We start from the raw sequence: 19,125 nt of genomic DNA, 5'->3' as shown, positions 1-19,125 counted from the left end.
CGGACCTAAGATAATTTCTTAGATCCGCCTATGGAATTACTTTACCTGATTTTTAAATACACTCCAAATAGTAATTAATATTGGGTTATATCTAAACTGTTCTGGAGCTTCATTTTTCTACCCCCATTTTATATTAATTTTCAAGGAATAAACATATACAAAAGATGTATGGTATAAGTGCCTACTTAAATTGAAAACTCTGCACTAATAAAATATACTTTAGAATCCTCCTGCGGTGGTTCTATTCTATAACTTTTTATTATTCTATAGAGACCGGGAGACAATTTACCATATAAAACTTCAAAATCAGTAGACCATGGTAAATTATTTCCTTTTTTTAATTCATATCCTATTGAAGTAAACATGATATTATCATTAACAGGTAAAGAATACCACTTATGACCTTTTTTCACTTCAATTACGTAATCTTCACCGAATATTGCCGGATCATCTGCAAGATAATTAATACGTACGGTAATTTTTGTATCAACTACACGTTCCACTGTCATGGTTACATCACCAGATTCATATATAACCAAATTACTTTCTGACTCTTTTTGGTTCATATTGATATTACCTTTGTAATTAATATTATATCTATAAACTAGTATCAAAAATATTGTAACGATGAGAGCAAAAACAAATACTTTTTTTTTCATTTTCTACTTGATTCCTTTTTACTTTGAGATGATTTGCAACTTTTATACTATCCAAATATTTTGATATCACCTCTTCTTGGTTAGATATTAGATACTTTTAGTTAAGCAACACATCTTTTTAAATAACTCCTCTTGTTTTACAATATCATAATCACTCAGAATTGTATTCCCAAAATAAAGTCGATGGTACGAAACAGTTTATCCGTACCCGATACGATTACCCGAATAGACTGATCAAGTTTAAAGGTTTTCCTTATCATTTCTCCCACCAGTGCTTAATGTTCGTCATAAAATCATCCTGAAGATCATTGACGTGGATCAGACCTTCCACGATATTGGAAAGTTCCACATAAAGACCCCAGTTTCCGCTTCATACGCCCTTCTCTCATTCTATTTAAGATAAATAATACTACTGGTATACTGTTCTCCATCCCATTCCGTATACGATAATTTTTTACCGGAAGGACTCCAATTAGTACCTGTCGATTCAGCATTCTCAGCAACCTTTATCGTTTTTCCAGTAAGTATATCATATACATACAAACTACTTACTGTTGAATTATTTTTATCCTCTTTCATACAGTAAGCAATCATTCTCTGATCAGGTGACCAGGATACTCCATACAATTCAGCACTATCTACAATCGTAATTTTTTTATCATGCTCAGGACTATAAATAATCATCGAACCCGTGGAACCATTATTCTGCAAGATTATCATCTGCTTCTTATCAGGAGACGGTAAGATTTGAAATACTTGTTCCAGATTAAGACTAGTCTTTTCCTTCGTAACGAGGTTTAATTTCATTAAAGTAAAATCTGATTGTGTATTATAATATATAGTGTCACCCAATTTTTCAACGAGATATATCCCTTCATCTTTTAATTCATCAATCAATCTCATGTTTCCAGTTCTGTCAGCCAGATATACGCCGCCGCTATATGCCGCACCGATTACAGTTTCGTTATCAGCCCAGTGCGCACTTTTTGCTCCACCAATCGGTTCTCCCATAAGCCCAATGCTCTCATGATTCTCCATATTCATAATGAAGTAAGCAGGATCCCCCAGAACATATTCATCATAGATCAGATAATTCTTATCCCTGGAGAATACAGCTCCCCCCAGCAATACATCTTTTTGTTCCTTGACCAGCTGATATTCTTTTGAGTTAATATCCAGAAAATACAGGCTCTTTGGATACTGGTCTGATAATTCTGATAAACTCATCTTGTCTAGTAACTCATTATCTTTAGAAACAATTACAGTATCTTCATCGAACCAATCGCTAATACTTATCTGTCCCAAACGCTCAATTTTATCAACTAATATCTCTGGTTCACTCTCTTCCTGCTTTGATTCATCAATAATTGTTATGTTTTTCTCAGGCTCTTGAACCGTGATTTTATTCCTGTTCTTTTCACAACCTGTCATGGTTAACACCAATGCTGCCATGATAAATGCATTAAATAAATATTTATTTTTCATATGTAACACCTCTACAGGTCTATAAAGTTAGATAATCTAATGGTTTTAAACTCGTTATCTAAGGCAAAAATTGACGGCAGGATAAAAACACTTAACTCTGAAAAACAAAGATAAGTATTTCCATCCTACCTATAAAAATATCAGTATATCTATGTGTTATTCCCCGTCAAAATCTCTTCCCAAAATGAAGTCAATGGTACGAAGCAGTTTATCCGTACCCGATACAATTACCCGAATGGGCTGACCAAGCTTAAAGGTTTTCCTTGTCATTTCTCCCACCAGTTCATAATGTTCCTCATCAAAATGATAATAATCATCCTGAAGATCATTAACGTGAATCAGACCTTCCACTGTATTGGGAAGTTCCACATAAAGTCCCCAGTTTGTTACTCCTGATATGACTCCGTCAAATTCCTGCCCGATATACTTAGACATATATTCACATTTTTTAAGCTTTATGGTTTCCCGCTCCGCTTCATCCGCCCTTCTCTCAAGAGAAGAGGACTGAACCGCTACCTGCATAAGAAGCTTTTCGTAATGGCTGACCCGTTTCTCACTGAGCCCTGCCCTTAAATTCTCCTTTATGATACGATGGATCTGTAAATCCGGATATCTTCGGATCGGGGAAGTGAAGTGGGTATAATATTTTGCAGCCAGACCAAAATGTCCGGTGTTACCTACCGTATACTTCGCCTGCTTCATGGAACGAAGGGCAAGGCGGCTGATTAACGCTTCTTCCGGAGTATCCTCTGCGTTGGCCAGCAGCTTCTGAACTTCCTTGGGATATACCTCTCCGTTGTGGAAGCGGATGGAATATCCGAAATTGTTGATCAGTGTTGCCAGACTTTTCATCTTCTCCGGATCCGGGTTGTCATGGGTCCGGTAAAGGAACGGGATTTCCTGCCAGAAATAATCCTCCGCAACGGTTTCATTGGCCATAAGCATAAAATCTTCAATGATTTTAGTGGCAGCATTCCGGTCATAAGGCTTTATTTCCAGAGGCTTGCCCCGTTCGTCAAGAATTACCTTTGTTTCGGGGAAATCAAAGTCAATGGAACCTCTTTTTTTCCTTTTTTCTCTTAAAATATCTGCCAGTTCCTTCATCTGCTCAAACATGGGAATAAAGGCTTCATACTCTTTCATCACTGCTTCATCATGATTGGTGATAATTGCATTGACTGCCGTATAGGTCATTCTGCGGTCAACATTGATTACCGTTTCGGCAATCCTGTGACCGGTTACCGTGCCGGTTTCATCAATTTCCATGATACAGCTCAGTGCCAGACGGTCCTCTCCCTGGTTTAAGGAGCAGATTCCGTTTGACAGCTTGTGGGGAAGCATGGGAATTACCCGGTCTACCAGATAGACACTGGTTCCTCTTTTTAAAGCTTCTTCGTCAAGGGGACTGTGCTCTGTCACATAATTGGTTACATCTGCGATATGCACTCCCAGGGTATAAATACCCTCCTTCTTTGAAATGGTGATGGCATCATCAAGATCCTTCGCATCTTCTCCATCTATGGTAACAGTCTGCAGCTCTCTTAAATCCAGACGCCCCTGCATATCTTTTCCGGAAATGGAATCCGCAACAGACTCCACCTGCTTCATCACGCTGTCAGGAAATTCCTCCGGAAGTCCGTAAGCGCGCACAATGGAGAGAATATCGGTTCCGGGGTCGTTGACATGTCCAAGAATCTCCTTGATCACACCCTCCGGCTTTTTCCCTTCTCCTCCAAAGTCAGTGATTTTTACCACTACTTTATGTCCGTTTACAGCCCCCATGTCTTTTCCCTGGGGAATGAAAACATCTTTTGATATCTTTTGATTATCAGGTATCACAAAACCAAAATTCTTGTTTTTCTGATAAAATCCGATTATTTCTTCATTTGCATGCTGGAGCACCTTAATAACCCGGCCTTCTGCTCTTTTGCTGCCGGAGCCTTCCGCTTCTGCGGATATTAAAACGGTATCTCCATGAAGGGCGCCGCCTGTCTTATCCTCTGGTATAAAGATATCCTTCTCAAATCCTTCTACAGATACGAAACCAAAGCCCTTCTGGTGTCCGGAAAATACGCCAGCTATGGAACCGACATCGGGTTTTCCATATTTACCTTTCTGGGATACTCCGATTTTTCCTTCTGCCAGCAGTGCATCAAGCACCTGCTTTAATTCGTCCCTCTGATGTTTGGGTACTCCGAATAACATGGCGAGTTCCTTTAATTTCATCGGTTTATAAGATGGATCTGAAAACAGTTCCATAAACATGGCTTTCCGCTGCGTTAACTGTTCTTCTGTCATTATTTTCCTCTCTTTTCACGTTTTTTTCAAAACGGTTTCATTTATGTTTTATTATCTGCACTTCACCCATTGGTATGACAGATTTTTTCCGTAATGCGAAAAAAACACCCTTGCTGCTATACCACAAGAGTGTTTAATCGCTACAGTATATTCAGATTCAGTACCAATGACAGGATAAAAAACAGGATTGCTCCGTACTTTGTAAACTTTTCCAGTTTACCTTCCATGGAACGACCTTTGTTCCTGCCCCAGTAAGTATCCGCCATACCACCGATAGAACCAAGACCCTGACTCTTTCCTTCCTGCAACAGGATTATCGCTGATAAAGCAATGCATATAATAACAAACACGATTGATAATATAATCCGGATCATTCTTCCACCTCCTTAAGTCAAACACGGACTATCATACCATAAATTTTCAGTAAATACAATATTTTTTTCTATTTTCAACACTGCCGACTGTAGAATTCTTCAATCCTGAGCAGTTCATTGTATTTGGCTGTACATTCCCCCCTGCAGGGCGCACCGCACTTAATATAGTCAGCACCGGCTGCCACAGCCATATCTCCAAGAAATGCTTCCTCTGTTTCCTTATCACTGTTTGAAACTATCACTTTACTCCCCATTTTTTTGGCTTCCTGAATCATTTCCAGTGCAGCTGTCACAGTTCCGGCTTTCTTTAACTGAATTTCCACTCCATTTGAGGCAAAGAAATCATCAGAGGCAATCACGAGACGATGCTGGAACATTTGATACATCCGGTTTCTGCTTTCCAGGTCCTGTTTCCAAAGTCCGTCTGTCACAATGCCAAGTGGAAATCCGTCCGCAAGCCTTAAGTAATAGGATATCATATCTTTTTGGTTCCTGTGTACCAGGATACCATTTTTTAAACTTTCCTTATTAAAGCGGTAAATTCCTTCTTCCTTTGCATAGAGATCATCTGCATTTCCGCAAATAGCCGCAGTTAAGTCCATATCAGGATCATACCCGGAAAGTCTGACGGCATCCATTATATAATGAAGCGCTTCTTCTGAACTTTTCATGTCGGCTGCAAAACCACCGCTCCCCCCAATGGATGTATCAAATCCGTTTAACGTTAAAAGCCGCTTTAACGTCTGATAAACTTCTGCCCCCATTCTAAGTCCCTCTGCGAAGGAACTTCTGTTTAACGGGACTATCATGATTTCTTTAAAATCAATTCCTTTTAACCAGTCGCCTCCATCGATCATACTCATCACGGGAACCGGCATTACAGGCGCAGTTGTACCGCCTAAATAGCGGTAAAGCGGAAGCCCAAGTCCGGCTCCTGCAGCCCTCGCGGCCGCCATGGACAATGCTAACACTCCTGCCTTTCCTCTGCCGTATTCCTTATGGTCAGCATCGTCCTGGTCTCTTTGCTCTGTCAACAGGCGGTCAATGTACTTCTGTTCCGCTGCGTCTTCAAATAAAATGGCTTCCGATAACCATTCTCTTATATAATCTGCTTCTTCCTCTCCGTTCATTTCATCAAAAACAGAAACTGCCGCCTTTCCCTGGGCACCGTTTTCCAGGATCACTTCTGCCTCCACTGCCGGATTTCCTCCTGAATCAAAAAGCATTCTTCCTCTTATCCGTTTAATATCAAGATCATCAAGCATCTGTTTTGCCTCCCTGTTTTCCATCATTCCTCTACCGTAAGGATTGACGGGATTTTTCAGTTCCATGCAGGCAAATAAAAAAAGATGCCGGAAGCGTTTTGCTCTCTGGCATCTTTTTTTATTCCCTCTTTTTATGCTCTTAACTCAATACCAAGTGCCTGTAAACCGTTGAGTATCTTTTTCATAACTCCTGAAACTTCCTGCTCTTCCAGAGTATGGTCTGATGCCCGGAAAGTAATAGAATAGGCAACTGATTTAAAACCAGCGAGAATCTGTGCGCCCTCATAGATATCAAACAGCTCATAGTTTTCTAAAATCTTTCCTCCCCGCTTTTCAATCACTTCCTCAATCTGACCTACAAGGATGTTTTTGGGTACCACCATGCTGATATCTCTGGTAACTGCCGGATACTTGGCAATTCCGGTATATTTGCGGTCGAAACTTGTAAATGGTATCATGGACGGCATGTCGATCACTGCCACATAAGCTCTGTCACCGATTTTGTAGTTATCAGCAACCTCGGGATGAATCTCCCCCAAATATCCGATATTTACTCCATCGTAAATAATGTCTGCCTGTCTTCCCGGATGAAGGAATGTCTTTCCTGCCTTCGGATCATAGTGTGGTTTTAAATTCATGCCGGCTTTTTCAAAGAATTCCTCAATGACACCCTTCATATCAAAGAAATCTCCGTCTCCGTAAAAGCCCAGAGTAAACTGCATTCTTTCATCAGGAAGTTCTGTAAGAGGAAGACTCTTTGGTAAGTAAATATTAGCCAGCTCATAAAGACGCACATTTTTATTACGCCTGTTGTAGTTGGTAGAAAGCGAATTTAGCATACCATGGAGAGGAGTGGTTCTCATAACACTGAAGTCTTCACCCAGAGGATTTAAAATATTCACAGTTACCCGCAGAGGACTGTCCTGCGGAAGAAGAAGACGGTCAAATACCTTCGGACTTTCAAAGGAATAAGTCATTCCCTGGGAAAATCCACAGAATTCAGCAACTTCTCTGGCAAGTTCCTCTACCCTTAACTTATAGGAGAGCTTACCCGTAGTCGCTTCACCCGTTGGAAGAGAAACGGGAATCTTGTCATAGCCGTAGAATCTGGCTGTTTCCTCAGCCATGTCCGCCATACATTCCAGATCCTGACGGAATGTGGGAACAATGATCTCTCCTGTTTTATCATCATATTCCAGTTCCAGACGCTTATAATACGCAAGCATTGTCTCCGGAGCAATATCTGTACCAAGAAGACGGTTCATTCTTTCCGGTTCAAAGGCAATCCTCTTACTCTCTTTTTTTACCGGATAGATATCGATCATGCCGCCGACTACCTCTCCTGCCCCCAGTTCCTCAATCAACTGGCATGCACGGTCAATGGCAGCCTTTGCATTGTTGGGATCAAGGCCCTTTTCAAATTTACCTGAGGCATCGGTTCTTAAGCCCACTTTTTTAGAGGAAAGGCGGATATTGGTTCCGTCAAAGCAGGCACTTTCAAATACCATGGTCCGGACTTCGTCCGTAATCTTAGAATTCTCGCCTCCCATGATACCGGCAATACCCACTGCTTTCTCTCCGTCACGAATCATGAGTACGGTGCTGTCCATTTTTCTTTCCTGACCATCTAAGGTCTTAAACATCTCTCCGTCCTCTGCACATCTGACAACGATTTCATGACCAGCCAGCTGCTCATAATCAAAGGCATGCATTGGCTGACCGTATTCTTCCATTACGTAATTGGTAATGTCAACAATATTATTGATAGGTCTGATTCCGCAGGCAGCAAGCCTTCTCTGCATCCAGACAGGAGAAGGAGCAATCTTTATATTCTTTACCATTCTTGCACAATAACGGGAGCAAAGACGGCTGTCTTCTACTGTTACTTTTAAATAATCATGAACATCCTCGCTGTTGCCAGTCGCAGTTACTACCGGAGGAACAAAGGTTTTGTTAAATGTGGCAGCTGCCTCTCTGGCAATTCCGATTACACTGTAGCAGTCCACACGGTTTGAAGTTACTTCATATTCAAAAACAGAATCATGAAGACCAAGGAGTTCTACTGCATCGGTTCCCGGAACAGAATTCTGGGGAAGAATATAAATTCCGCTATCAGGAGCATCGGGATACATCTCCTTTGTAAATCCCAGTTCTTCAATGGAGCACATCATTCCGCAGGATTCAATTCCTCTTAACTTGCCCTTTTTGATTTTAATACCGTCTTCCGGAAGGGGCCCGCCGTCATGTCCTCCGGCCACCTTTCCTCCATCTAAAACAACAGGAACCTTATCCCCTGTTTTAACATTTGATGCGCCGGTTACGATCTGAACGGTATCAGAGCCCACATTTACCTGGCAGACAATCAGTTTATCCGCATCCGGATGGCGTTCGATGGATAAGATATGACCAACTACGATCTTCTCCAAATTTTTGTCCAGGCATTCATAGCCCTCAACCTTCGTTCCGGTCAGTGTCATGGCATCTGTATATTCCTGAGGTGTCACATCCAAATCCGGTACATATGCTTTAACCCATGATAATGGTGTATTCATCAATCTATCTCCCTTCCTGTTTCTAGAACTGCTTTAAGAATCTGATGTCATTTTCATATAATAATCTCATGTCATCGATCTCGTATTTTAATAAAGCAATTCTCTCCAAACCTACGCCGAATGCAAATCCGGAATATTCGTTAGAATCAATTCCGCTCATGGCAAGCACATTTGGGTGCACCATTCCGCAGCCTAAAATCTCAATCCAGCCAGATCCCTTACAGAAACGGCAGCCTTTTCCTCCGCACTTAAAGCAGGTAACATCCATTTCCGCACTTGGTTCCGTGAACGGGAAATGATGGGGGCGGAACTTTACCTTTGTCTCAGGACCGAACAGCTCTCTTGCAAATTCAGCCAGAGTTCCTTTCAAGTCAGCAAATGTTATATTTTTATCGATTACCAGCCCTTCTATCTGATGGAAGGAAGGGGAATGAGTTGCATCCACTTCATCGGAACGGAATACTCTGCCTGGTGCCAGCATACGAATTGGAAGTTTCCCCTTCTCCATGGTCCGGACCTGAACAGGTGATGTCTGGCTTCTTAAAACGATGTTGTCACTGATATAAAAAGTATCCTGCTCATCTCTTGCCGGGTGGTTCTTCGGAATGTTCAGTTTTTCGAAGTTATAGTGATCATATTCCACTTCCGGGCCTTCTATTACTTCGTACCCCATGCCCACAAAGATTCTTTCCACCTCTTCTAAGGCGATGGTATTGGGGTGGGTATGGCCTACTCTGTTTCTCTTTGCAGGCAGGGTGACATCAATCACTTCTTTTTTTAACTGCTCTTCCCTTGCCTTTTTCATCAGTCCTGCCATGGCAGCATCTAATTTTCCCTCAATTGCTTCACGGGCTTCATTGACCATCTGCCCGATTTTGGGTCTGTCTTCCGGAGTAACGTCCTTCATGCTTTTTAATACACTGGTCAGTTCTCCCTTTTTTCCAAGATAAGCGACTTTAATGTCATTCAGTCTTTCCAGCGCATCGGAAGCTTCAATCTGCTTTAATGCTTCTTGTTTGATTCTCTCTAATTGATCTTTCATCATGCTCTCCTTCTTTGATTCATTCCCTGATACAAAAAAAAGCTCCATCCCTGCAAAGGGACGAAGCTGTGTTCGCGGTACCACCCTGATTCCTGCTTCAAAAGCAGGCACTCGGCATACGTAACGTGTACGGACGTCATGACCTACCCGCCTGACAGACTAACAAATCCACAGGTTTCAGCCATGCTGCTTCAGTGGGAAATTCGATCTCTTAATTGAACTTAAAAGGGCTTTCAGCCGGTGACCCCTTCTCTCTGATAGAAATTAAGATTCTACTTGCACTTTCATAGCATTTCATATTTTATTGTAATATTGTCACTATTATAATAAGTCAGAATTAAAATGTCAAGATATCATTCTATATTTCTGCTATTTTAACTTAAAGCCGGAAACAACCGTTTTAAGTTCCTCCGCAATCCGTTCCTGCTTCTCAGACATTTTAGACATATCCTGTACAACTTCATAAGCTTTTTCGATTGTGGTAAGAACCATGCTGCTGTTGCCCGCGGTAGTCTGAACAGATTCGGAAACATTCTGTATGGCATCACGGACTTCCTGCATCACCTGACTGATGTTGGTAGCCATCTCCTCCACTTCATTGGAGATTTCCTCGATGGTAACTGCATCCCTGCCATATTGCTGTCCTACACTAACGAAACTGTTGTAATCCGGAGTTACAGTGTCTCTTAAGAAAAGCAGCATGGACTGTGAACCATCGAGCATCATGGAAAATGCGTTCTGGACATCAGAAATGGTGCCTTCAATTTCCTTTACAATCTCAGAAGTATCTTTCGCAAGCTTCCCGATCTCTCTGGCCACAACGGCAAAACCTCTGCCCTGTTCTCCGGCTCTGACCGCTTCTATAGAAGCATTAAGTGACAGTAAGTTAATCTGGGAAGCCGTATTGGAAATAAGCCGTGCCATATCGCCAATCCGTTCCACTACTTTTGCGTGCTGGACTGCCATCTGAAGGTCCTGCTCTCTTTCCTGGGAAATGACAAGGGCATTATCATATGCCTCCTGGCTTTTTTTCTCTATGTCTTTTGCCCGTTCCATAATCTCTCCGGCCATCTTACTGCTCTTTTCCGTTTCGCTGGCAAGTATTCCAACTGACGAGTTCACCTCTGCAAGAGATGCGTTCAGTTCTTCTGTTGCCGCACTGGAAGACATCATAGCCTTATCCACATCTCCCATGTAGGTCTTTACATCGCGAAATTGAAGCAGCAGACCGGTGGATACTTTATTTAAATGAATGCTCGCATCTGTAATATCCCCTGCATGATCGGAAATCTGCTCAATGACCCCCTTATTGCTGCGGAACATATTGTTTAACGAGCTGCTCATCTGTCCCAGTTCATCTTTGCGCCTGGTCTTTAACGGCTGAACCGTGAAATCTCCCGCTGCAAGAGAACCGGCAAACTTACGGACTTTCTTAAGGCCTGATGTAATACTTCCCACCTGGAGTAAAACAGCAAGAATACATAATATCAAAGCTGCCACGCTCAGCCTGACCAGTTTCCCGTTTAAAGCAACGATGGGTTCTGCCAGTTCAGACTGAGGCATCCTGATCATGATGATCCAGCCCACTCCCGGCACTGTATCGTAATAGAGATTATAAGTTTCCCCGCCTTCCGTATAGGTCGTCTTACCTTTATCGTTTGCCACCATCTGCGCCGCTGCTGCCGAAAGTGAGGCGTTCTCATCCTGGGTCATATTGACCCCTTTGCTTACCTTATCTGCATCTGCGCCGCAAAGATAAACACCATCTGCGGAAATGAGTACTGCAGTTCCGTTCCTGCCCACTTTAATTGATTTAATCAGCTCATCAATATCACTTAGCTGCATATCAACCGTAACAGCTCCAATAAAGCGATTGCTGCTGTCATAAACAGGAGCCGTGCAGCTTGCCATCATTACATTGAGTGTCGGGTCAAAATAAGGATCTGTAATAACTGCAGTTTTAGCTCCTCCTGATACGGATTTGTAGTACGCCTGATTAAAATAGTCATAACTTTGATTACTGTATTCGTTGGTTAAGGTTACCTTATCGCCGTCTTTGTACCAGTATGGTCCTACATACTTCTGCTGGGGATCATATACATTGGGCTCAAACCAGATTCCGCTGCCAAGGATTAAATCATTGCCGGATATTATATCTGCAATTGCCTTGCCGTATGTATCAAGATCCGTGGACTGATAAGACGCTCCCACTGTATGAGAAATATTCATTGCTGTAGTTTCAACTGCATTTAAATAGTTATCAATACTGTTAACATTCGCTTTCAGTTCCGACTCCATAGTGGAATTACTCTGCTGCTCAATCAGTTCACTGCTTGTAGATTCGCTTAACCTGGCCAGCAATGCCAGCGCCAGCATCACAACTGGCAAAATCCCTAACAGCATCTTTATTCCTATGCTTCTGATTCCAATTCTTTTTTTCATACTTTTATCTCCTGTAATTCGGACTTCCACCTTCTACTGTATGTATCGGCATTTTAATAAAAACAGCATAACATACCAAGGTAAAATTTACTAATAATCTCTGCTAATATTCTGTATGCCTGATTCCGCTTTTCCTATTGCAATTTCACCTGAGTACATTTAAACTGGATATCAGAACTTTTATACCTATTCAAACTCCTTTCCTCCCTGCACTTTTTACATAATATTAACAGTTTTTAATTATACTATTGGTATTCAGATTATGCAATATACGAATTTTACATATTTTAATCGTGTATTTTACAAATTTTATTATCATAAAATATAGTACGAGAGGTGACTATAATGGATCAAGACTATATCAACAAAAGAATCACAGAATTACGTTTAAAAAAGGGAGTGGCGGAACATAAGATGAGCTTGGAGCTGGGACACAGCAGAAGTTACGTGCAAAGCATCTCCAGCGGCAGGAGTCTCCCCTCAATGGCGGAGTTTCTGGCAATCTGTGAATACTTAAGCGTAACGCCAAAAGACTTTTTTGATAATGATAATCCCAACCCGCCCTTAGTCAGAGATACAATAGACAAGCTGAAAACGTTACCGGAAAACGATCTCCTGCTGATATTGACCATGATCAACCGGCTTCAGTCAAAATAGACGGGATTAAACCATTTAAAACAACTATTATTTCATCGTCCCCGTGCGAAAGTATGGGGATTTTGAAGTACAGCGGGATATTCTGTCCACAGACTCATACTGCCAGCTTCAGGGGAGCTGTTAAAATCACTGATTTCATACAAGGATACTATGGTTGGAATTGCCTCCAATGCTCTTGCATATAACTCATCAAGATCTCCTCTGTTTAACATTCCAAAAAAATAACCGTATAAATCCTCAAAAGACTGTTCTTTTATCATAAGTTCTTCTTCCTTTCCCCGGCCGGATCATTACAGGCCTTGTAAATAGTAATACTATTGCGGATTTTGTCAAGGCAGCGGCTCCAATCCAGTCTCTTCTCAAACGGGCAGTTAAACATGACCATCAGCAGTTTTTTACCCACCGGATAAATGATCAGCATATTGAAAAGATTGTCATCGAGTGCTGTGCTGATAAATTCCATCCAGGCAAAAGGAACGTCATGATCTAACTCTGTCCCGTCCTCCAGACAGACACTCATAGGCTGAAAACGCTTTAATACAAGATAAAATTCCTGAATTACAGGCTCAAGCTGTTCCGGCTTAATCTCCCTTTCCACCATGCTGAAGGAAAAATTAACGGTTCCATCTTTATTTGTTTTTATAATTTCAGGCCGCTGTTCAGAAAAATATTTTCTCTTTACATCTTCCGGTTTCATATCCATAAATGCAGAAGGAAGAAAAATCCCTACTTCGTTATCAAACATCTTTGTTTCACAAAACTGAAGCAATTCTCCTTCCACATAAATTCCTGTTTCTATACTGGTAAACCTGTTTATCCGTTCAAGATGCCTGTCATCAATCAGTTTCTCATCATCACACATGATTCTTCCTCTCTGCTTTGTTCAATCTTTATCTAACATGTACTGTCTGATTTCCTCCTCTCCCTGTTCAGCAAAATCAGACAGAACCTGACTATTTACGTAGTCACCCATTTTCTTTTCTCCTGCAGCAGATGCTCTTGACATTACCAAAACCAGTAATACAATCACTTCAATAACAAGAAGCAGTCTTTTAATCAATGATCCTTTTTTGCTGACAGTCTTATTGGATTTATAAGTAAATCTTGGTATTAAGACCAGTCTCTCCTGCAGGATTCTGCATTTTACTATCCCTGGTTCGCGGGAGGCAAAGTCAAACAGCATATTCTGGCTTTTTTTTAAATAATAGAAACGATTCCAAAAATGGAGATCTCCATACAATATGTCTGTTTCCAGTTCGTAATTTTTAATTTCTTCTGTTCCATCTTCCTTGCGGATGGAACAGCTTGCCCTGTATTGATAATAGCTTTCATTGTTTCTTTTATTCTGCACCATCAGCCCTCCTTTCGTTCCGAGAACTATATTACTTATAATTTACATTCTACATATAACTGAAATAAATTCAACCGAAGTGCTAAAATTGTACACATTGAGTTCCAAAATTTGCACGCCAAACAGGTTGATCCGGAATTTTATTTAAAACAGCAAGATTTATTAAACTCTGATTATTAAATTTTGTTATACTTAAAATGACGATTTTACATCAGCAGAAAGGAGGCAACGTGTAATGAAAAACAGAAACATCAGCAATACGGTAGCCGCAATCAATTACATTGAGGAACACTTAAACGAGAAAACAGATTTGGATGCCATTTCAAATGCGGTACATTATTCAAAGCATCATCTGCACCGCATATTTGCTGACACTACCGGACTTACCATTCATGAGTATGTGAAGAGGCGAAAATTAACAGAGGCGGCAAAACTGCTTGTCTTTTCAAATAAACCGATTTTAGATATTGCTCTGATTGCCGGTTATGAAAGCCAACAGGCATTTACTAATATTTTTACTGCCATGTATAAACAGCCTCCAAACAAATACAGGGACAATGAAAAATTCTATCCTTTACAATCAAAATTTGAATTTAAGGGAGGGTATGATATGCTTAATCAAAGTGACAGCATTGAGTGGAATATTGCTTATGCATCAGAATCGGATATTGCCTGCTGGATGGCTCTGGTCCGGCTCGTAATCGATGGTTTTCCCTGTCTGGATGAAAAAGAATACATTGAGGAACTGAAACAACGAATTAAAATCAGGCAGGCATTAATATTAAAAGATAATGGGACTGCAATCGGAGCAATGCTTTTTTCCGCAAAAACCGGAAGCATTGATTTTATGGGTACCCATCCGCTTTACCGGAAAAAAGGAATTCCCAAAGCTTTTCTTGACAGAGTCATGGAAGAGCTTTTCGATGATAAGGACATCAGCATAACAACCTACAGAGAAGGTGACAAAGCAGATACCGGCCATCGTAAGATCATTAAAGATTTAGGCTTTGCAGAAGCCGAACTGCTGACCGAATTCGGTTATCCCACACAGCGTTTTATTTTACAAAGGGAGGGAACAAATGAATAATCAATCTGATATCCTTTATCTTGAAGAGATCAATCGCAAAGTTAATGATGCATTAGAAAAAGCAGATGCTGATGTCAGACGCCTGGATGAGAATTACATGGAATTTAAACGGTATATGGTACAAAACCGCGGAGAAATCGACCCGCATGAGATGTTTCAAAATGAAATGGAACTTAACAGAATGGACAATACCACAGCTCTTTCAGCAAGTATACGGGATAAACTTCTGAAATTAAAAGATTCCCCCTATTTTGCACGAATAGACTTTAAGGAAAATAACAGTTGCATACCGGGAAAGTACTACATTGGCCGTTTTTCATTCCGTTACGGAAATGAACTGCTGATATTCGACTGGCGGACACCAATTTCCAGTATGTTCTACGATTATGAAATCGGGCCTGCAGGATTTGATGCCCCTTCCGGGAGAATAGAGGGGCAATTGACAGAAAAACGGCAGTTCAAAATAAAGAACGGAAAGCTGGAATATGCACTCCAAAGTTCTCTTACCATTCAGGATGATATTCTTCAGCAGGAATTGAGCCATACTTCAGACGAAAAAATGAAATCCATTATAACTACCATTCAAAAAGAGCAAAACCAGATTATCAGAAACGAAAACTCCCGTACTCTCATTATACAAGGTGTTGCCGGATCCGGTAAAACATCGATCGCGCTCCATCGGATTGCTTTTTTACTCTATCGTTTTAAAGACAGACTATCAGCAGATCATGTAGGCATACTGTCACCTAACAGAGTTTTCGGAAATTATATCTCCGAGGTGCTCCCGGAGCTAGGGGAAGAACCGGTCTGCGAACTGGGATTTACCGATATTGCCAGAGAGCAAATAGGGAATTTAATTGGGTTTGAAACAGACAGAGTTCCTTCAGAGTCTAATGACAGCGCATGGATGGAGCGGGTGAGGTTTAAGTCTGCACTGTCTTTTGTAAAACAAATGGATGATTTTATCTCAGCTGCACCAGGAATTATTTTTGATCCAGCTGATTTTACTTACGGCCAGTTCACCGCAGATGCCGATACCATAAAAAAACGTTTTGATGCTTATGGTAATTTTCCTGTCAGGCAGCGTTTAAAGATGATCGCTTCTGATATTTATGAACGTTTCCACAGTGATAACTATATGGGAGATGATATTCCCAAAAGCAGTACCATACTTAAAGCTTTAAATAAAATGATAAAGATTAAAAATACTCTGTCACTTTATAAAGAATTTTATAAATACATGAATAAAACAGAGTTATTCATTATGCCCTCAAAAAACACATTAGAATGGGCGGATGTTTTCCCTTTTCTATATTTATATAACTTCTACGAAGGATTGCAGGAAAACAGGCTCATAAGACATCTGGTAATAGATGAAATGCAGGATTATACACCAATTCAATATGTGGTTATTAACATCCTGTTTCATTGTCCCAAAACCATTTTAGGAGATTTTGGACAATTTATAAATCCCAGCCATGCATACACATTAGACGATCTGAAAAGCCTGTATGAAGGCTCTGATTTCATCGAACTGACAAAAAGCTACCGTTCTACCTATGAGATTATTTCTTTTGCTATGCAGATCAAAAATACTGGAACAATAAAAGCCATAGAGCGGCATGGCACTCCCCCAGCTATCATCAGATGCCAGAATAAAAATGATGAGCTTTTAACTATCAGAAATAAAATTGAAGCTTTTTTACAATCGTCATATTCGTCTCTAGCTATTATCACAAAGACTTCCCATGATGGAAAACTGCTTTACGACCAGCTATCCGGTGATTATGAGGTACACTTTATTTCCACAGACAGCACGGAATTTAAAAGTGGTATAACCGTCACATCCATACAGATGTCAAAAGGACTGGAGTTTGATGAAGTCATAATTCCTTATGCAGACAGCGTTTGTTATTCTGAGGAACACGACAGAAATTTACTTTATATAGCCTGTACCAGAGCAATGCACCGGCTGACACTCTTTTACACTGGGGAAATATCTCCTTTGTTAAAGCCAGAAAATCAGACAAACTATAATGAGAAAACGAGACTGCCATAAATCCGCAGTCTCGTTTTCAAATACTTTTTATTGCTCTTTCATACCCATCTTACTATTTTTCAGCACTCCATACAAAAGCATAATGGACAGCAGAAGGTGGCTTATGGCCAGTACAACACAAACTCTGATGCTGACAAACCAAAATATTCCTCCTGCGATTACTTCTGCTAACCATAGCTGTCTGCTTTTCAACCGGTAACGTCTTGTCTCCTCTTCATCCAGAAGTTTATTCCGGTCAGGGACCGGTGCAAAGATATAGATCAGAATTCCTGAAATAAGAAACCCTGCAACTGGTAAAAAAAGAGCCGCCGTCCCAACTATGTATTTCTCAAGCAGACAGACAATCAGAATAAGGATTGCTGACACTACAGTACAGACTCCGTTGGTTTTCGCATGATACCCGCCGCAATAGGACCTTAAAGGTATATAGCTGGCGAGGAACACAAACACAGGCATAGGGGCTCGCATGATTACTGCTATGATAACAGCCACGACTATGTTAATAATCTGGTTAATTAAGACTTCATAAGCGTAAAGATACAACGCTCGCTGATCGTCTTTTAAAAGATTTTTTCTAATCTGCCAGCTGACTATGTTTTCCGAAATCCGTTGTAACATTAAAATTTCCTGAGACTCTTGGCTTCTTCAGGAACCTCCGGCTGGTGATGAGCCCATGCACAGGTTACATTGATTGTATAAGCGGCAACCAACAATGCACAGACATTCATCATGTTGATCATTGACATTTTTCCCTTTAAAGCATTTAACATTTTTTTCATATTAAATCACTCCTTTTTTCTTTTCATAGTATAACAGTAAATTGCATATTTCAAGTCAAGTGCCAAAATTATACACGTTGAGTGCCAAAATTTGCATTCTGCCCTTCTACAAAGCTTGAAATCGTTAAAGTTGTAACAAATAAATCGCCTTTCTGTACAAGATTTAATGACCCGCCATACTTCTCCGCCAAAGACATTACTATCCCAATTCCCAAACCATGGTGCTTGGAATCCGCTTTTGATGTTAAAAATCTGTCGCCTTCCCTTTTCACTTTTATATTAGAACTATTCTCAATATGAAAAATTAGAAAATAATTCGTGCCCATAAATACCTTTATGTTAACATTGCGTTTTCCAGGATCACATTTTTCCGCTGCCTCAATCGCATTGTCAAGCAGATTGCCAAACATAGAGATCATGTCAGCATCTGATATAAAATCCACATTTATATGATTTTCGACAAACAGAGTCAATTCAACATCAAGCTCCTTTGCCTTGGATACGCGTTCTGATAAAATAGCATTAAATACAGGGTTACTACTGTAAATGGCCAGGTTTGTTTCTTTTTGAATCTTACCTTTTAACTCATCAATAATTTCAACAATCTTGTTATTCTCTCCATTTAATGCAAGCAGACGGAAACTGTTAAAATAAGAATGAACATCATGCATGAAGCATCGATAATGGTCATTTATCTTTAAAATATTCTGAAAATGTTCAGTTTCCATATCTCGTTTGACCGAATAAAGTTCGGCATACTTGATTTTATTCATTACATCAGTATATTTTTCCAATATAATAAAAATCGCAGCATTGGAAAAATAGAGCAATACAGCGCCGGCAAACATAAATAGTTGTACAGAAACCGGTTTTGGAAAATCCATATACAAAAAACTGCTTGATATCATAAGTGATAAAATTGGAACAATAAGTAAATACCAGGAAAAAACATTATTATTGCTGATATTTATTTTTTTCATATATTTCACTATATAAATTATAAATAGAAATCAAATAAAGCATTCTACAATCAGAATATAGCTTACGCCTGCCGAAAACCACGGCTGTATAAATA

17 protein-coding genes, 1 pseudogene and 1 other annotated feature are annotated in these 19,125 nt (G+C 40.3%); of the genes and pseudogenes, 3 read left to right on the top strand and 15 right to left on the bottom strand.

The features are described from left to right. Positions 1 to 185: 185 nt before the first annotated feature. The 9 genes and pseudogenes from DS742_RS19960 to DS742_RS19920 all read right to left on the bottom strand — a co-directional run bounded on the left by DS742_RS19960 (position 186) and on the right by DS742_RS19920 (position 12,117). Positions 186 to 659 (bottom strand): immunoglobulin-like domain-containing protein, encoded by a 474-nt coding sequence (locus DS742_RS19960; protein WP_117418726.1) that lies wholly within the window; start codon positions 657 to 659, stop codon positions 186 to 188. Positions 660 to 814: 155 nt separating this feature from the next. Then, positions 815 to 1,023, bottom strand: a pseudogene (locus tag DS742_RS30155) (S1 RNA-binding domain-containing protein); the annotation flags it as partial. Between the two features lie 26 nt (positions 1,024 to 1,049). Continuing rightward, positions 1,050 to 2,144, bottom strand: a complete 1,095-nt coding sequence (locus tag DS742_RS19950) for a hypothetical protein (RefSeq protein WP_117418725.1) — start codon at positions 2,142 to 2,144, stop codon at positions 1,050 to 1,052. A gap of 156 nt (positions 2,145 to 2,300) precedes the next feature. Beyond that, positions 2,301 to 4,442: a ribonuclease R gene (rnr, locus tag DS742_RS19945; RefSeq protein WP_242996647.1), complete on the bottom strand. Its 2,142-nt coding sequence runs from the start codon at positions 4,440 to 4,442 to the stop codon at positions 2,301 to 2,303. A 140-nt stretch (positions 4,443 to 4,582) separates the two neighbouring features. After that, entirely contained in the window at positions 4,583 to 4,816 is a 234-nt protein-coding gene (gene secG, locus DS742_RS19940) for a preprotein translocase subunit SecG (RefSeq protein WP_097005797.1), read from the bottom strand. A gap of 74 nt (positions 4,817 to 4,890) precedes the next feature. Then, positions 4,891 to 6,081, bottom strand: a complete 1,191-nt coding sequence (locus DS742_RS19935) for a phosphopyruvate hydratase family protein (RefSeq protein WP_170313531.1) — start codon at positions 6,079 to 6,081, stop codon at positions 4,891 to 4,893. A 131-nt stretch (positions 6,082 to 6,212) separates the two neighbouring features. Further along, entirely contained in the window at positions 6,213 to 8,633 is a 2,421-nt protein-coding gene (gene pheT, locus DS742_RS19930; RefSeq protein WP_117418723.1) for a phenylalanine--tRNA ligase subunit beta, read from the bottom strand. A gap of 22 nt (positions 8,634 to 8,655) precedes the next feature. Beyond that, a complete protein-coding gene (gene pheS, locus DS742_RS19925) occupies positions 8,656 to 9,675 on the bottom strand; it encodes a phenylalanine--tRNA ligase subunit alpha (protein ID WP_117418789.1) in 1,020 nt (339 codons plus the stop codon). A 53-nt stretch (positions 9,676 to 9,728) separates the two neighbouring features. After that, positions 9,729 to 9,972: a binding site (T-box leader), on the bottom strand. 72 nt (positions 9,973 to 10,044) lie between these two features. Then, positions 10,045 to 12,117 carry a methyl-accepting chemotaxis protein gene (locus DS742_RS19920; protein WP_117418722.1) on the bottom strand — a complete coding sequence of 691 codons (2,073 nt, stop codon included), beginning with the start codon at positions 12,115 to 12,117 and terminating at the stop codon, positions 10,045 to 10,047. 345 nt (positions 12,118 to 12,462) lie between these two features. Between DS742_RS19920 and DS742_RS19915 the strand changes: the two genes are divergently transcribed. Beyond that, a complete protein-coding gene (locus DS742_RS19915) occupies positions 12,463 to 12,774 on the top strand; it encodes a helix-turn-helix domain-containing protein (RefSeq protein WP_117418721.1) in 312 nt (103 codons plus the stop codon). A gap of 32 nt (positions 12,775 to 12,806) precedes the next feature. Here the strand turns inward: DS742_RS19915 and DS742_RS19910 are convergent, their stop codons facing one another. The 3 genes from DS742_RS19910 to DS742_RS19900 are packed head-to-tail and all read right to left on the bottom strand — an operon-like array spanning position 12,807 to position 14,128. After that, on the bottom strand, positions 12,807 to 13,034 hold the full coding sequence (locus tag DS742_RS19910; RefSeq protein ID WP_117418720.1) for a hypothetical protein: 228 nt from the start codon (positions 13,032 to 13,034) through the stop codon (positions 12,807 to 12,809). After that, on the bottom strand, positions 13,031 to 13,636 hold the full coding sequence (locus tag DS742_RS19905; RefSeq protein WP_117418719.1) for a hypothetical protein: 606 nt from the start codon (positions 13,634 to 13,636) through the stop codon (positions 13,031 to 13,033). Before DS742_RS19905 ends, DS742_RS19910 begins: the two co-directional genes overlap by 4 nt. A 21-nt stretch (positions 13,637 to 13,657) precedes the next feature. Then, positions 13,658 to 14,128, bottom strand: coding sequence for a hypothetical protein (locus DS742_RS19900; RefSeq protein WP_117418718.1), 471 nt, complete (start codon positions 14,126 to 14,128; stop codon positions 13,658 to 13,660). Positions 14,129 to 14,360: 232 nt separating this feature from the next. On the opposite strand from DS742_RS19900, the gene DS742_RS19895 reads away from it, so the two are divergent. Continuing rightward, entirely contained in the window at positions 14,361 to 15,212 is an 852-nt protein-coding gene (locus DS742_RS19895; protein ID WP_117418717.1) for a helix-turn-helix domain-containing protein, read from the top strand. After that, the gene (locus DS742_RS19890) at positions 15,205 to 17,271 is read left to right on the top strand and encodes a HelD family protein (protein ID WP_117418716.1); all 2,067 of its coding nucleotides are present in this window, start codon (positions 15,205 to 15,207) and stop codon (positions 17,269 to 17,271) included. Before DS742_RS19895 ends, DS742_RS19890 begins: the two co-directional genes overlap by 8 nt. A gap of 27 nt (positions 17,272 to 17,298) precedes the next feature. On the opposite strand, the gene DS742_RS19885 is transcribed toward DS742_RS19890, so the two are convergent. The 3 genes from DS742_RS19885 to DS742_RS19875 form a co-directional block, all read right to left on the bottom strand. Further along, entirely contained in the window at positions 17,299 to 17,889 is a 591-nt protein-coding gene (locus tag DS742_RS19885) for an accessory gene regulator ArgB-like protein (RefSeq protein ID WP_117418715.1), read from the bottom strand. Then, positions 17,889 to 18,050 (bottom strand): cyclic lactone autoinducer peptide, encoded by a 162-nt coding sequence (locus tag DS742_RS19880; RefSeq protein WP_242996645.1) that lies wholly within the window; start codon positions 18,048 to 18,050, stop codon positions 17,889 to 17,891. Before DS742_RS19880 ends, DS742_RS19885 begins: the two co-directional genes overlap by 1 nt. 68 nt (positions 18,051 to 18,118) lie before the next feature. Then, the gene (locus tag DS742_RS19875; protein ID WP_170313530.1) at positions 18,119 to 18,934 is read right to left on the bottom strand and encodes a sensor histidine kinase; all 816 of its coding nucleotides are present in this window, start codon (positions 18,932 to 18,934) and stop codon (positions 18,119 to 18,121) included. Positions 18,935 to 19,125: the final 191 nt, after the last annotated feature.

It is taken from the genome of Lacrimispora amygdalina (assembly GCF_003432035.1).
Lineage (GTDB): Bacteria > Bacillota > Clostridia > Lachnospirales > Lachnospiraceae > Lacrimispora > Lacrimispora amygdalina.
The sequence above is the reverse complement of the archived record's forward strand: the minus strand, read 5'-3'. Positions and strand labels throughout refer to the sequence as shown.

Excerpts from the sequence above, each read along its gene's own strand:
- DS742_RS19960 (WP_117418726.1), bottom strand. The coding sequence starts at position 659 with ATGAAAAAAAAAGTATTTGTTTTTGCTCTCATCGTTACAATATTTTTG.
- DS742_RS19950 (WP_117418725.1), bottom strand. The coding sequence starts at position 2,144 with ATGAAAAATAAATATTTATTTAATGCATTTATCATGGCAGCATTGGTG.
- rnr (WP_242996647.1), bottom strand. The coding sequence starts at position 4,442 with ATGACAGAAGAACAGTTAACGCAGCGGAAAGCCATGTTTATGGAACTG.
- secG (WP_097005797.1), bottom strand. The coding sequence starts at position 4,816 with ATGATCCGGATTATATTATCAATCGTGTTTGTTATTATATGCATTGCT.
- DS742_RS19935 (WP_170313531.1), bottom strand. The coding sequence starts at position 6,081 with ATGCTTGATGATCTTGATATTAAACGGATAAGAGGAAGAATGCTTTTT.
- pheT (WP_117418723.1), bottom strand. The coding sequence starts at position 8,633 with ATGAATACACCATTATCATGGGTTAAAGCATATGTACCGGATTTGGAT.
- pheS (WP_117418789.1), bottom strand. The coding sequence starts at position 9,675 with ATGAAAGATCAATTAGAGAGAATCAAACAAGAAGCATTAAAGCAGATT.
- DS742_RS19920 (WP_117418722.1), bottom strand. The coding sequence starts at position 12,117 with ATGAAAAAAAGAATTGGAATCAGAAGCATAGGAATAAAGATGCTGTTA.
- DS742_RS19915 (WP_117418721.1), top strand. The coding sequence starts at position 12,463 with ATGGATCAAGACTATATCAACAAAAGAATCACAGAATTACGTTTAAAA.
- DS742_RS19910 (WP_117418720.1), bottom strand. The coding sequence starts at position 13,034 with ATGATAAAAGAACAGTCTTTTGAGGATTTATACGGTTATTTTTTTGGA.
- DS742_RS19905 (WP_117418719.1), bottom strand. The coding sequence starts at position 13,636 with ATGTGTGATGATGAGAAACTGATTGATGACAGGCATCTTGAACGGATA.
- DS742_RS19900 (WP_117418718.1), bottom strand. The coding sequence starts at position 14,128 with ATGGTGCAGAATAAAAGAAACAATGAAAGCTATTATCAATACAGGGCA.
- DS742_RS19895 (WP_117418717.1), top strand. The coding sequence starts at position 14,361 with ATGAAAAACAGAAACATCAGCAATACGGTAGCCGCAATCAATTACATT.
- DS742_RS19890 (WP_117418716.1), top strand. The coding sequence starts at position 15,205 with ATGAATAATCAATCTGATATCCTTTATCTTGAAGAGATCAATCGCAAA.
- DS742_RS19885 (WP_117418715.1), bottom strand. The coding sequence starts at position 17,889 with ATGTTACAACGGATTTCGGAAAACATAGTCAGCTGGCAGATTAGAAAA.
- DS742_RS19880 (WP_242996645.1), bottom strand. The coding sequence starts at position 18,050 with ATGAAAAAAATGTTAAATGCTTTAAAGGGAAAAATGTCAATGATCAAC.
- DS742_RS19875 (WP_170313530.1), bottom strand. The coding sequence starts at position 18,934 with ATGGATTTTCCAAAACCGGTTTCTGTACAACTATTTATGTTTGCCGGC.